General features: G+C 44.5%; 9 protein-coding genes. 8 read left to right on the top strand and 1 reads right to left on the bottom strand.

Annotated elements, in window-relative coordinates:
* Positions 1–66 precede the first annotated feature (66 nt).
* From gltB to DWB64_RS11685, 7 genes are all read left to right on the top strand, one after another.
* A complete protein-coding gene (gltB, locus tag DWB64_RS11715) occupies positions 67–4,596 on the top strand; it encodes a glutamate synthase large subunit (RefSeq protein WP_129488431.1) in 4,530 nt (1,509 codons plus the stop codon).
* A gap of 9 nt (positions 4,597–4,605) precedes the next feature.
* Positions 4,606–5,997, top strand: a complete 1,392-nt coding sequence (locus tag DWB64_RS11710; protein WP_129488430.1) for a glutamate synthase subunit beta — start codon at positions 4,606–4,608, stop codon at positions 5,995–5,997.
* 112 nt (positions 5,998–6,109) lie between these two features.
* Entirely contained in the window at positions 6,110–8,047 is a 1,938-nt protein-coding gene (locus DWB64_RS11705) for an aconitate hydratase (RefSeq protein ID WP_129488429.1), read from the top strand.
* Positions 8,040–9,041: an isocitrate/isopropylmalate dehydrogenase family protein gene (locus DWB64_RS11700; protein ID WP_129488428.1), complete on the top strand. Its 1,002-nt coding sequence runs from the start codon at positions 8,040–8,042 to the stop codon at positions 9,039–9,041. The genes DWB64_RS11705 and DWB64_RS11700 overlap by 8 nt, the downstream gene beginning before the upstream one ends.
* A gap of 21 nt (positions 9,042–9,062) precedes the next feature.
* Positions 9,063–10,424, top strand: a complete 1,362-nt coding sequence (locus DWB64_RS11695) for a citrate/2-methylcitrate synthase (RefSeq protein ID WP_129488427.1) — start codon at positions 9,063–9,065, stop codon at positions 10,422–10,424.
* 128 nt (positions 10,425–10,552) lie between these two features.
* Entirely contained in the window at positions 10,553–12,355 is a 1,803-nt protein-coding gene (pepF, locus tag DWB64_RS11690) for an oligoendopeptidase F (protein ID WP_206736673.1), read from the top strand.
* Between the two features lie 134 nt (positions 12,356–12,489).
* On the top strand, positions 12,490–13,251 hold the full coding sequence (locus DWB64_RS11685) for a VanZ family protein (protein WP_129488425.1): 762 nt from the start codon (positions 12,490–12,492) through the stop codon (positions 13,249–13,251).
* Here the strand turns inward: DWB64_RS11685 and DWB64_RS11680 are convergent.
* Positions 13,243–13,740, bottom strand: a complete 498-nt coding sequence (locus DWB64_RS11680) for a GNAT family N-acetyltransferase (protein ID WP_129488424.1) — start codon at positions 13,738–13,740, stop codon at positions 13,243–13,245. The two genes, DWB64_RS11685 and DWB64_RS11680, sit on opposite strands and share 9 nt — an antisense overlap.
* Positions 13,741–13,858: 118 nt before the next feature.
* Between DWB64_RS11680 and truA the strand changes: the two genes are divergently transcribed.
* Positions 13,859–14,605, top strand: coding sequence for a tRNA pseudouridine(38-40) synthase TruA (gene truA / locus DWB64_RS11675; RefSeq protein WP_129488423.1), 747 nt, complete (start codon positions 13,859–13,861; stop codon positions 14,603–14,605).
* Positions 14,606–14,643: the final 38 nt, after the last annotated feature.

Genomic DNA, 14,643 nt, shown 5'->3' with positions numbered 1-14,643 from the left:
TAAGAGAGCCATTAGGCTGATTACACTTAATCAGATCTTGAGACTTAACACTTTGGAGGGAATGCTATGAATGGAAGTGAAATGCCTAAACGACAAGGGCTTTATGATCCGTGGTATGAAAAGGACAACTGTGGTGTCGGATTTGTTGCGAACATTGACGGCACGAAAAACCATGATGTTGTAAAGAAAGCGATTGAAGTATTGGTCAACCTGACCCATAGGGGGGCGTCAGGATCTGATGCGAACACAGGGGATGGTGCAGGAATCATGATACAGATACCGCATTCCTATCTTGTAAGAAAGTGCTACGACTTAGGAATAGATCTACCAGATGAGAATGAATATGCCGTGGGCATGTTTTTTTTACCTAAAGAACCTGCGCTTCGCTACCAGTGTGAAGGAATTGTTGAACGGATGGTCGAAGAGGAGGGCCATTCCGTTTTGGGATGGAGGGATGTGCCTACTGACAATCGTGTGATCGGAGAAATTGCCAGAGGAACAGAACCGACGATTAGGCAGGTATTTATTTCAAAATCAAATCACTGTGATAAAAAGACATTCGAATCGGACCTGTATATGATTTTAAAGCGATCTGAGAATACCGTGAAAACGTCTCTTGACAGAGGATGGGATTCCTTTTACATATGTAGCCTGTCAAGCAGAACTGTTGTCTATAAGGGTCTACTTTTGCCAGAGCAGATGAACGGTTATTTTATCGACCTTAATGACATCGAACTGAAGAGTGCGATGGCGCTTGTACATTCTAGGTTCAGCACCAATACTTTTCCAACTTGGGACCTTGCGCATCCATATCGGTATTTGGCCCATAACGGAGAAATCAACACCATTAGGGGAAATAGAAATTGGATGAACGCACGAGAGGGTGTTCTGAAATCACGGGTTTACAAAAATCGTATGGCTGAACTCTATCCAATCATTAAGCCGGGTGGCAGTGATTCGGCATCGCTTGACCAGGTGTTTCAGTTGTTAAAAGCGCACGATTATTCCAATACAAAGGCGTTGATGACGCTTATTCCAGAAGCTTGGGAAAACGACGAAACCATGCATCGGGACAAGCGCGCGTTTTACGAGTATAACGCATCGATGATCGAGCCTTGGGACGGACCAGCCGCTGTGTTTTTCTGTGATGGTGTTCAGATTGGAGCGACACTTGACAGAAACGGACTCCGTCCTGCAAAGTATGTGATTACAGCTCAAGGGCTAATCGTTTTGGCCTCAGAACTTGGTGTTTTAGAATTTGAACCGTCAGATGTCATAAAAAAGGGACGGCTCGAACCTGGAAAAATGCTGGTTGTGGACAGCGAACTGGGTGAAGTGTTGATTGACGATGCTGTAAAAAGGAAAGTGTATGAGGAACATGCATACTCTGAAATGACAAGTAAGTATGTGTTAAGGCTGAGTGATTTACCTGCCATTACAGAAAACTATAAGATAAGGCCCGAAGCACTTAAAGAAAAGCAGATGTCCTTCGGTTTTACTATGGAAGATGTTCAAAGCATCATCAAAGTCATGGTTGAGACAGGCAAGGAACCGATGGGAGCGATGGGGAACGATACCCCACTTGCTGTGCTTTCTCATCATAATCAATCTCTGTTCAATTATTTTAGACAACTGTTCGCACAAGTGACCAATCCACCGATTGATCCGATCCGTGAAAAAGTGGTGATGTCTCTTGGCAACTTTTTAGGATCGCAGAGTAGCATCTTAAGGGAGGAACAGGTTAACAAGTACATTAAAATCGAAAGTCCGATCTTATCCAACGAGCAGATGGGGCAGATTAGGGCACTGAAGGATGAGGAGTTCAAATCCACCAAGATACCCATTACCTTTAAAGCGGATAGTGGCGTAGAAGGGTTTAAGCATTCGCTGAAGCTGATTTGTGAAAGGGCTTCTAGAAGAGTGCAAGAAGGATATAACATCCTTATTTTAAGTGATAAGAAGGTTGACGGATACGAAGCCGCGATTCCAAGCCTGCTAGCCGTATCAGCGATACATCATCATCTGATTGAGGAAAAAACAAGGACAAAAGTAAGTATTGTGGTAGAAGCAGGAGATGCCAGAGAAACCACTCATATGGCACTTCTGATAGGATTTGGTGCAAGCGCAGTCAATCCTTATATGGCCATCGAAAGCGCATACCGGCTTATTGACAAGGGGCTTGTCCGTAACATGAACCGTGCGCAGGCGCTGGAGAACTACAAAAAAGCGCTTGAAAACGGACTACTTAAGATACTTTCTAAAATGGGAATCTGTACGATACAAAGTTATCATGGTGCTCAGATTTTCGAAGCGCTAGGACTTGGAGAAACTTTTGTGGATAGGTACTTCCCGGGTACACCCTCTCGAATTGGAGGGATTGGACTCGATGAGATTGCCGCAGAAACACTGGAGCGTCATTACAAAGCCTTCAACAGACTCAGAAAACCCTTCAGCCAGCTGGATATTGGCGGAGTACATGCCTATAAGAGGGGCGGGGAGTTTCATCTCTTTAATCCAGAAACCATTCACCTTCTTCAACAAGCGACAAGAACAGGCAGTTACGAGGTGTATAAGAACTATGCCTCTATGATAAACGATCAGAGCGAGAACCCTTGTACGATAAGAAGCCTATTTAACTTTAAAAGCGCTTCAAATCAAGGGGTGGAGTTAGAGGAAGTCGAACCTATCAGTGAAATTGTAAAGCGGTTCGTGACTGGTGCCATGTCCTTTGGTTCACTAAGTAAGGAAGCTCATGAGACGATCGCTATCGCCATGAATCGGATTGGTGGCAAAAGCAATAGCGGTGAGGGTGGTGAAGACAGCAGCCGTTACTTACCTGACAGTAGTGGCGACCTAAGAAGAAGCGCAATCAAGCAAGTGGCATCCGCAAGATTTGGCGTAACGACCAATTATATGGTGAATGCTGATGAGCTTCAAATAAAAGTGGCACAGGGGGCAAAACCAGGCGAAGGTGGTCACTTGCCAGGCAAGAAGGTGAATGAGGAAATTGCGAAAGTAAGAAACGCAACACCGGGGATAGATCTTATCTCACCGCCACCGCATCATGATATCTATTCGATTGAAGATTTAGCCCAGCTTATCTATGACTGTAAGATGACCAATCCGGATGCGAGAGTCAGTGTGAAACTGGTTTCGGAAGTCGGCATAGGAACAATCGCTGCTGGGGTCGCAAAAGCCCATGCGGATATGATCCTCATAAGTGGACATGACGGAGGAACCGGTGCATCCCCTTTATCATCGATTAAGTCTGCGGGAATTCCATGGGAAATTGGCCTTTCAGAAGTGCATCAGGTGTTGCTTCTAAACGATCTAAGGTCAAGGGTTAGACTGCAAACCGACGGTCAATTGAAAACAGGAAGAGATGTTGTTATCGCAACCCTTTTAGGTGCTGAAGAGTTCGGATTTGCAACGACTGCGCTTGTGATAATGGGGTGTACCATGTTAAGGCACTGCAATAAGAACAACTGCGATCTTGGTGTGGCGACACAGGACCCCGAACTTAGAAAGCACTTTAGCGGTAAGCCTGAATACCTGATCAACTTTATGACTTTCATTGCAACAGAAGTTCGCGAAATCATGTCGAGTCTTGGATTCAAGACCATGGATGAAATGGTAGGTCGAGTGGATCTTTTAGAAAGGAACAAAAACGTCAACCAGTCAAAAGTAAGACATCTTGACCTCTCTGGCGTGCTTCACCGCCCCGATATGCCAAAGCGCATCATACCGTATTGTGCCAAAGAACAGGAACATGGCCTTGAATCATGCTTTGATCACTTACTAATCAAATCTGCATCACAAACGTTTGAGCACGCGATAAAGACAAGTGCGCAGTTTGAGCTGAAAAACACGCATCGATCTGTTGGGGCGATGCTTAGCGGAAAGATTGTCAAGTGTTTTGGTGAGGGAGGACTTAACGACGATACGATCACCTTCAGATTTAAAGGGTCCGCAGGGCAAAGTTTTGGAGCGTTTGGTGCAAACGGATTGACCATGCTGCTTGAGGGCGAGGCTAACGATTATGTAGGCAAGGGATTGTCTGGAGCGACGTTAGCCATTAAGACTCCAAGTGATGCAGGCTTTGCCGCGCATGAAAACGACATTGCCGGCAATACGATCCTGTATGGTGCGACAAGTGGAAAACTATTTGTCAACGGTAAGGTTGGAGAGCGCTTTGCCGTTAGAAACAGTGGAGCGGTGGCAGTTGTTGAAGGTACGGGTAACCACTGCTGCGAATACATGACCGGAGGGACGGTCGTTGTGCTTGGCGAGACAGGAAAAAACTTTGCTGCAGGCATGAGTGGCGGACAGGCATTCGTGTATGATCCTGAGGATTCTTTGTCCGCGCACCTTGTAAAAGAGTCTGTCGAAGCTTATGACCTTGACACAGAAGGTGAAGCTTTAGTAAAAGAACTGATTGCAGAACATGTTTTGCTGACAGGAAGCCAACTTGGCAGTGAGCTTTTGATGGACTGGACAAAGGCCGTTAAGCGATTTAGATGGGTCTTGTCGCCGATATATAAAGGTATTTTAGAAAAGAACAAGCACCACTCGGATAATGACGAACTGGTATCGTAGGGGGGACGTATGGCTACAATTGAAGGATTTAAACATCACGCACGAAAGAGTTATACACTAAGACCGGTAGAGCTAAGGATCGCTGACCACCTGGATGTGTATCAGCCCCTGTCCGTAAAGGAAATAAGGATTCAGGCTTCAAGGTGCATGGACTGTGGTACCCAGTTTTGCAGCTGGGGATGCCCGCTTGGCAATCTGATCCCGTATTGGAACGAACATGCACAAAATGGAGACTGGGAAGAAGCCTACCGCATGCTCAGACTAACGAACAATTTTCCTGAGTTTACAGGAAAAATATGCCCGGCACTTTGCGAAACATCCTGTTCTTTGAGCATTCACCATGGTGCTGTCACCATCAGAGAAATAGAACATACCATCATTGAAACCGCTTTTAAGGAAGGTTGGGTAAAACCCAGGTATCCTAAGATGAGAACCGGAAAGCAGATTGCAATCATTGGATCAGGACCTGCAGGACTTACGGTCGCAGATGAACTGAATGCTGTGGGACATGAGGTGACCGTCTATGAAAGAAGCACAGAAGTCGGTGGCCTGCTGCGATTTGGAATACCCAATTTCAAACTTGAAAAATATGTGATAGATAGGCGTATTGAACTTATGAAAGAAGCAGGTGTCAAGTTCGTTACCGGTGTTGAAGTGGGTACAGACATGTCTGTCTTGAAGCTTGAAGAAGAAATGGATGCGCTAGTGCTTACCGGCGGCTCGACTATTCCTAGGGATCTTCAGGTGAAGGGTCGTGAACTTAAGGGCATTCATTATGCGGTGGATTATCTGAGTCAGTATACGATGAGCGTCCACGGATTGGAGATTGAAGGAGAAGTTATCAGCGCAAAGGACAAAACGGTTCTTGTGATTGGTGGCGGTGACACAGGTTCAGACTGTATCGGAACCGCTGTGAGACAAGGCGCAAAAGCCGTGTACCAGTATGAAATCATGCCAAAGCCTCCAGAAAAAGCGGATGTGTTGATGACCTGGCCCACTGCGGCAAATACGCTGAAAACGACTTCGTCACATGAGGAGGGCGCACAAAGGTTTTGGAGTACGAAAACCCACGAGTTTATAGGATCAGAGGGTAAGCTAAGGGGCGTTGTGGCAAGTTCTGAAGATGGTAGTGAGTATGAAATAGCAGTTGACCTGGTGTTTTTAGCCATGGGATTTTTACACCCTGCACGAGAGGGGATGATCGAAGCCTTAAGTCTTGAACTGGACCAAAGAGGAAATGTCGCCACAGATAAAAAACATATGACAAGTAGGAAAGGGATTTTTAGCGCAGGTGACATGCGTAGCGGTCAGTCGCTAGTTGTCAGGGCGATCCACGAAGGAAGAATCGTAGCAAGAGACATTGATGAGTATCTAATGGGTGATAGCCTTCTTAGAGGCTGATATTTCTGTATAAATTAATTTTTATCACTTGATAATCACTGAGAGGTTGACACAGGGTTTTCTAAATTGTATTATTGTATACAATTATACAATGCGTGACAAGGAGGGCTCTATGAAGAGGAACATCACACACAAAATATTGGATAAGCACCTTTTGCAAGGTGAGCTTTTGGTGGGAAACAGCATTAAAGTAGCTGTCAATCAGACATTGACTCAGGATTCCACAGGAACGATGGTCTACCTCCAGCTAGAAGCGCTGGAAGTGGAGTCGATCAAGACGGACCTGTCAGTGGCGTACATCGACCACAATATGCTGCAGACCGGGTTTGAGAATGCGGACGACCACGCTTTCATAAGGTCTGTCGCAAGTAAATACGGAATCGTCTATTCAAAACCTGGAAACGGAATATGTCATCAGCTTCACTTGGAACGCTTCGCCGTACCAGGAAGCATTCTGATAGGATCGGACAGCCATACTCCGACGTGCGGCGGACTAGGTGCACTTGCAATTGGCGCGGGCGGACTCGACATTGCAATTGGAATGGCTTGCGGTTACTACTACCTGACGGTTCCAAAGGTGATCAAGGTTCACCTTAAAGGTCAGCTAAGACCATGGTCGAGCGCGAAAGATGTGATTCTTCATGTGCTCAAGACCCTAACTGTAAAAGGTGGAGTAGGAGCTGTGCTCGAGTATGCAGGTGAGGGTGTTAAAACCTTGAGTGTTACTGAACGTGCGACAATTACGAATATGGGAGCCGAGCTTGGGGCGACGACATCAATCTTTCCAAGTGATGAAAACACCCTAGATTTTTTAACTCGTCAGGGAAGGGCGGCGGACTATTATCCCCTAACAGCAGATGAAAACGCCACATACGATGAAGAACTTATCATCGATCTGGATATGGTGGAGCCATCTGCAGCGCTGCCTCATAGTCCGGACAATATAAAATGTGTGAAAGAAATTGAGGGTAGAAAAGTCGATCAAGTGGCTATCGGAAGCTGTACCAACTCGTCCTATACTGATCTGATGAAAGTAGCTGAGATGTTAAAAGGCAAAAGAGTCAGTCCTTCTGTGGGTCTTGTGATCAGCCCTGGTAGCAGCAGTGTGCTAGGCATGCTTGCAAAGAACGGTGCGCTCGCATCGATGATCAGTGCTGGCGCGAGACTACTCGAAGCTGGATGCGGTCCATGTATAGGAATGGGCCAGGCACCAAAATCGGGTGCGGTGTCCTTAAGAACCTTTAATAGAAATTTTAAAGGTCGATGCGGCACGGACAGCGCCGATGTGTATCTTGTGAGTCCTGAAACGGCAGTAGCATCTGCGATTAGCGGAGTGATCACAGACCCTAGAACACTCACTGATTATCCTGCTTTTTTTGAACCAGAAAAGTACGATCTTGTTGAAAACTACTGGATAAGCAGTCCTGCAAGTCCTAAAGCTATGATTGAACGGGGGCCTAATATCAAGGAGTTCCCTGTTGGAAAGATGCTTAGGGACAAGGTTTCTGGTACTACTTTGCTTAAGACGCACGATAACGTGACGACGGATGATATCATGCCTTCTGGAGCAGCGCTACTACCTTTTAGGTCTAACATACCCGAGTTGTCAAGGCACGGCTTCAAAACTCTGGTTTCTGATTTTAGGGATAGGGCGTTGAAGTACGGAGGCGGAATAGTTATAGGCGGCAGTAATTACGGTCAGGGATCGAGTAGGGAACATGCGGCACTAATCCCTTTGTATTTAGGTGTGAGCGCTGTAATTGCAAAATCCTTTGCAAGGATTCATAAAATGAACCTGATCAATGCGGGAATCCTGCCTTTGGTGTTTGAAAATATGAGCGACTACGATCTGATCGCTGAGTTTGATGAACTAATGGTGGATGACTGCCACAGCGGACTTGAACAGGGAAGACTTAAGATTTTGAATGTCAGTACTGGTAAGGTGATTCATGTCTTGTTTGAAGGATCACCTAGAGAGGTGGAACTTTTAAAGGCGGGTGGCGCCCTAAACTATGTAAAGGCTCAAATGCGGGAGGAACAGCATGCATAAGGTAGTATTGATCCCAGGTGACGGTATCGGACCGGAAGTCAGCGCTGCTGCCAAAAGGATCATTGATGCGACAGGAGTACAAATAGAATGGATCCTAAAAGAAGCAGGTGAACATGTGCTTTTGGAGACAGGAGAACTGATTCCTGAATCTGTAATAGATGCGATTAAAGAATATCGTGTTGCTCTAAAAGGACCGATCACTACTCCTATCGGTAGGGGATTTAAAAGCGTCAATGTCACGCTCAGGCAACAGTTTGATCTATATGCGAATATTAGACCTGTGATGAGTTATGGTGACCTTACTAAATTTTTGGGTGTGGATCTTGTGATTTTTAGGGAGAATACAGAAGATCTTTATATCGGAAAAGAAGTGGTGATCAGTGGGGGCGAAGTACATGCAATTAAGATTATCACGAAAAAGGCAAGTCTACGTATTGCTAAAAAGGCATTTGACTATGCGCTGAAGCACAAGAGAAGAAAAGTGACCGCTGTGCACAAGGCTAACATCATGAAACTGTCTGACGGACTCTTTTTAGAGTGCTGCCGAGAGGTAGCAGAGCAGTACCCGATGATCGGTTACGAAGAGATGATTGTCGACAATATGTGCATGCAGCTTGTGATGTATCCTCAAAAGTACGATGTGCTGGTGACGGAAAACCTTTATGGGGACATTTTATCAGATCTTGCATCGGGTCTGGTTGGAGGGCTCGGACTTGTACCGGGAGCGAATATCGGCGAAGACCTTGCCATTTTTGAGGCTGTGCACGGAAGCGCACCAGATATTGCAGGCCTTTCGATCGCAAATCCTATTGCAATGACCCTTAGTGGCGCCATGATGCTCGATTACCTTGGTGAACCTAAAAGAGCGGATGCCATCCGAAGCGCGGTCGAAAAAACGCTTAAGGATAAGTCGCTTCTTACACCTGATTTGGGAGGTCAAGGCAGTTTAAAGAGCATCACAGATGGAATTATCAAAAACATGATTTTAGACTGACAAGATACGGGAGGGGTAGCCATGCATGAGAGAGAAACTAAGACACTGCTTGCAAAATTGAGTGAACGATCAGAGAGAAACAGTCGAATTCTACCCGAATTTTATGAGCAGTATCCTGTGCATAGGGGACTCAGAAACAAGAATGGCACAGGAGTGCTTGTCGGTCTGACAGATGTGGGCGCTGTGCATGGATATGATCTGATTGAAGGCGTTAAGGTTCCTGATGTCGGTAGGCTTTATTACAGAGGAGTCAGTCTGGAAACGCTCGTGAAGGGTTTCCAGGCAGATAGGCGAAGGGGATTTGAAGAAACTGTCTATCTTCTTTTGTTTGGTGAACTACCAAATAGGAAGGAGCTTGATGAGTTTGCTCAGCTCCTGGATGAATGCAGGCATTTGCCAAACGATTTCACAGAAAACATGATCCTCAAGATTCCAAGTAAGGACATTATGAATAAACTTCAACGTAGTGTGCTGGTGCTCTATTCGCACGATGAGAATCCGGATGACACGGCGATCAGCAACGTACTTTGGCAAAGTATTCAACTGATTGCAAGGTTTCCAACGATTATATCTTATGGATATCAGGCAAAAAGCCATTATTTCGACCATACCAGCCTATTCATCCACCCGCCGCAAAGGGGGATTGGAACCGCTGAGAACATCCTTTACATGATCAGGCGTGACAACCAGTACACAAAAATGGAAGCGGAGACACTCGATTTATGCCTGGTCATCCATGCCGAACACGGCGGTGGTAACAATTCGGCATTTGCGACGCATGTGGTTTCGTCAAGCGGTACAGACACCTATTCGGCGATTGTCGCAGCCATCGGATCTTTGAAAGGACCAAAACACGGTGGCGCCAACAATCAGGTGCGCGCTATGATTGACGACATTGTGGAAAACTGCAGCGACTGGACAAATAGGACTGCGCTGAAAAATTACTTGAGAAGAATGCTAAAGAAAGAGGTCTTCAATCGTGAAGGACTCATTTACGGTATGGGACATGCCGTTTACACCTATTCAGACCCACGAGCAGTGCTTTTAAAAGAAAAGGCTTATGAGCTGGCTGTAGAAAAAAACGCGCTGGATAAGTATGGACTCTATGCTGACATTGAATCGCTTACAATGGAGCTGTTTAAAGAGTTAAAGGGAGTTCACTGTGTGATCTGTGCTAATGTGGACTTGTATTCAGGATTCGTCTACGAAATGCTTGATATCCCTCAAGAGCTATATACACCACTCTTTGCCACAGCAAGAATCGCAGGATGGTGCGCTCATAGAATCGAGCAGATCGTTAGTGACAATAAGATCATGCGGCCAGCTTATATCAGCGTCAGCGATGAAGTAGTGTACAAAACACTAACTGAAAGGGAGTGTTGAGTTGATTCATTCCTCCTCTTGCAGGTTCCTCGTAGAAAAAAATGATGTTGTTAGTTAAAATGTAATTTAATTACATGTGATTTTATTCTATAATGGATGTATGCATACATTTGAAGGAGGAAGGGATAGTGAAGAACAGATACTTAAGAACTGAGGTTCCGGAGGAAATGACATGGGATCTTACAGCGCTTTTCAGTTCTAGTGAAGAATGGCATCAGGCGTTACATGAACTGGATGTCACTACAAGTGAGCTGGTAGCGCTAAAGGGAAAACTTGCAGGTGACAGTAGTCTATTTTTTGAGGTGATTAAGAAGTACGAGCAGTTGATAGTTGATTTGTTTAAGCTAGGCGCTTATGCAAGTCTGAACCAATCGGTTGACGGGAAAAACGTCAACAATCAGGAACTGGCGATGTTATACTCTCAAGCAAATACAAAGACTCAGAGCCAACTTACATTTATTCGTTCAGAAATTATGGAGCTATCTGAGGAGTCGTATAGAAAAGCCTTTGTCGATGAACCGAGACTCTTGATGTATCATTCTTATTTAGAGGATATTTACAACGAGAAGCCCTACAAGCTCTCTGCTGAAACTGAAAAGGTGCTTTCGTCGATTGGAGAGCTTACATCGTCACCCTATAAGACCTATTCAGTCAGTAAAGCAGCGGATATGGTTTTCGATGATTTTCTAGATAGTAGTGGAAATGTACTGCAAAATTCATTTGCGCTGTTTGAGGGAAAGTATGAGTATGATGAAGATGCTGCGATTCGCACCAATGCTTACGCTTCGTTCACAAAAACATTGGAAAGATACCAGAATACGTATGCGTCGCTTTATAGCGCTGAGGTTAAAAAACAAGTTGCGCTCAGTCGCCTGCGAGGTTATGACAGTGTCACAGAAATGCTTCTTAAACCACAAAATGTGACGGTTGCGATGTATGAGAGACAAATTGAGGTGATCTACAATCAACTGGCCCCTCATATGAGAAAGTACGCCCGCCTTTTAAAAGAAGAACTAAAACTCGACACACTTCATTTTTATGATTTAAAGGCCCCGATAGACACATCGTACAATCCACCAGCGACATTTGAGCAAGCTAAAAGGACTGTAATTGATTCTCTTGAAGTCATGGGCAAGGATTATGTGGATGTGATTGAAAAAGCCTTCGATGAAAGATGGATCGACTACGCCGATAATGTAGGAAAGGCGACAGGTGCGTTTTGCTCCTCGCCTTATGCGGCCCATCCTTACATTCTGATGACTTTTCAGGACAATATGAGGGATGCGTTTACCTTGACCCATGAACTTGGACATGCAGGGCATTTCTATCTTGCGAACAAGCATCAAAGCTTCTTTAATACACGACCGTCCACCTTTACTGTTGAAGCGCCTTCGACGATGAATGAAATGTTGCTGGGTAGGTTCATGATGAATCAGACGGACGATCCAAAGTTGAAGAAGTGGGTGATTCTACAATTTTTAGGTACCTACTATCATAACTTTGTAACACATCTTCTTGAAGCGGCTTTCCAACAGAAGGTATACGCACTCGCCGAGGCGGGCAAACCGCTCACTGCAAAGCTACTTTGCAATACAAAGCTTGATGTTTTAAAGACCTTTTGGGGTGAAACCGTAACAATCGATGAAGCGGCGGGCTTGACCTGGATGAGACAGGCTCATTACTATATGGGACTTTATCCATACACCTATTCAGCTGGTCTTACCGCATCTACAGCGGCCTGTGAAGCGATTTTCATAGAGGGTCAAGCCGCTGTAGACAGGTGGCTCAACATGCTTAAGGCTGGCGGCACGTTAAAACCGCTCGACCTTCTAGCTGTCGCGGGTCTTGATATGAAAACGTCCGAACCGATAGAAAAGGCAGTCGCATATGTAGGCAGTCTGATTGATTCGCTTATTGAGCTCTGTAGATAGGTCACACCGTATAAAAAGCACTTCTAAAGCTCACAGTGGTTGAAAATACCGCTGTGAGCTTTTTAAATTTAAGGATAATTTAAGGTGCATTCCTACTTGTGATTCATTATACTTATGCATGGGAGGATAACTTGATGATTATAAAAACGTTGGTTTCAGGATTAATAGGAATAGCGATTACCGCTTTTTCAATTTGGATTTTCAATAAGTTCCATTTTATCATCGCCTCAGGTATGGTCGGGCTTATTTCCTTTACAGCTGGAACAGGCATGTTTAAAAGGGATGATAGTGTAGATAGGGTCATGGTGATGACCTTGAGCTCCTATGCTTTATGGTGGTTGATCGCGAGTTACACCTTGTTGAATGTCGATGTTCATATGACATGGAACAGCATCATGATTGTGATCATGACGACCGTCGGTTTCCATGTTCCTATCGTAGCTGCGCAACTGATAAAAAGGAAGGTAGATGAATTTACAAGTTACATAGAAATACTTTCTGTGATGTTTATTTCAACCTATGGTGTATTGATGAGCATGGCTTTGTTCATATCGGGAAGGATAGCATATAGACCTGAAAAGTTCGATTTGCATTCGATCAACTTTGTTCCCTTTAGGACAATTGTCGGCTATGAATCATCGATCCATCTACTTGGAAATATCATTCTATTCATCCCAATCGGGCTTGTGCTGTCCACTCTAATAAAAAACGGACGAATCAGACGGATTGCTGCAGTTCTTATCCCGGTATTCATTGAAGTGGCCCAGTTTTTTACAAGAACAGGAGTTGCGGATGTTGACGATCTTATTCTTAACAGTTTTGGTATAGCGATAGGCTCCTTGCTTGTCTGCTTAGTACGCAGACGATTAGAAGCAACCAGTTCTTCTTTACTGTGATTTCACTAAAATATATTCCATGTCCCTCTTATCAATATTGAAGATCTCCTTCTTGTTCACAAAACCTGCTTTTTCGAAAGCTCTGATAGCCGGCGTATTGTCCAAAGAGCAGGCTGCGAATAGGACGTGTCCCGTTAAGTCCTGATTGCTGATAAAGGCTTCGATCACTGCTTCGGCCTTACCTTTATGAAAGTATCCTTCACGGGCGATGATAAGCTCTATACCAATCGCATTTTCTAAGTCCACCTCTGCCTGGTAGTTTGGAAAATCGTCTAGGCGATAATGCTTTGCAGTGCCGATAGGCACTTCGTCTTCATGAACGATAAAACACTTTTTTGGAATTTCAGCGCTTAGGTATAGGCCGTATTCGTCGTCGATGCCTTCCATGTTGATTTTTTTTCTGGTGTGAAAATCGATGACATGGGTTTCATTTAAAAAATTGTAAAGCAGATAATAGTCTGCTGTTGTCAGTGCTGTAAATTTGTACATAGCTTCCTCCTAGGTGTGATAGAATCATTATAAACTATTAAGTTGATATAATGTATCCTTTTATCGTGTGTTGTGTTACAATGTTAAGATTGACTAGGTTATTGATTGAGGAGAGAACATGCAAAATATTAAAATGGTAGTTGCTTACGATGGTAGAAAATATATCGGATTCGCAAAAAAGAAGAATAATCCAGAAAAGAGCATTCAATATAAGATTGAATCGATATTGCAAAAGCTTTATGAAGAAGAGATAGAAGTGATAAGTTCGATTAACACTGATGCGGGTGTCCATGCAAAGGGGCAGGTCGTAAACTTTAACGTGACGACGAATCACATGAGCGAACCTGAGTTGTTCGAGTATTTTGAAAAGTATCTTCCAGACGATATCATCGTGTTATCGCTTAGCATCGTGGATGACAGGTTCCACAGCAGATACAATGTAGAGTCGTTGACTTACGAGTACAGATTATGGAAGTGCGACGCACCTTATCGTCCTTTGTTTGAAAGAAAATATGTCAACGTTCAGGAACAGAAGCTGAATGTAAGCAAAATGAAGATCGCTGCAGAAAAGTTTGTCGGTCAACACGATTTTATGGCATTCACGGCCAATAAGAAGGCTAAGAACTCTGTAAAGGAAATATTCGCACTTGATGTGAGCGAAACCAAGAACGAAGTTGTGATCAGCATCACAGCAGACGGGTTTTTAGTGAACATGGAAAGAATCATCGTTGGAACATTGGTGCAAATCGGAATCGGTCAGCTACCTGTCAATACTGTGGACAGGGCGTTTGAAACAAGTGCTACAAAATTTGTAGGGCACAAGGCGATGGCTGACGCATTGACCCTCGTAAGAGTGAATTATTAGATAAATGGAACCTCAACAATTGTTTGTTGAGGTTTTTT

It is taken from the genome of Fusibacter sp. A1 (genome assembly GCF_004125825.1).
Classification (GTDB): domain Bacteria; phylum Bacillota; class Clostridia; order Peptostreptococcales; family Acidaminobacteraceae; genus QQWI01.
The sequence above is the reverse complement of the archived record's forward strand: the minus strand, read 5'-3'. Positions and strand labels throughout refer to the sequence as shown.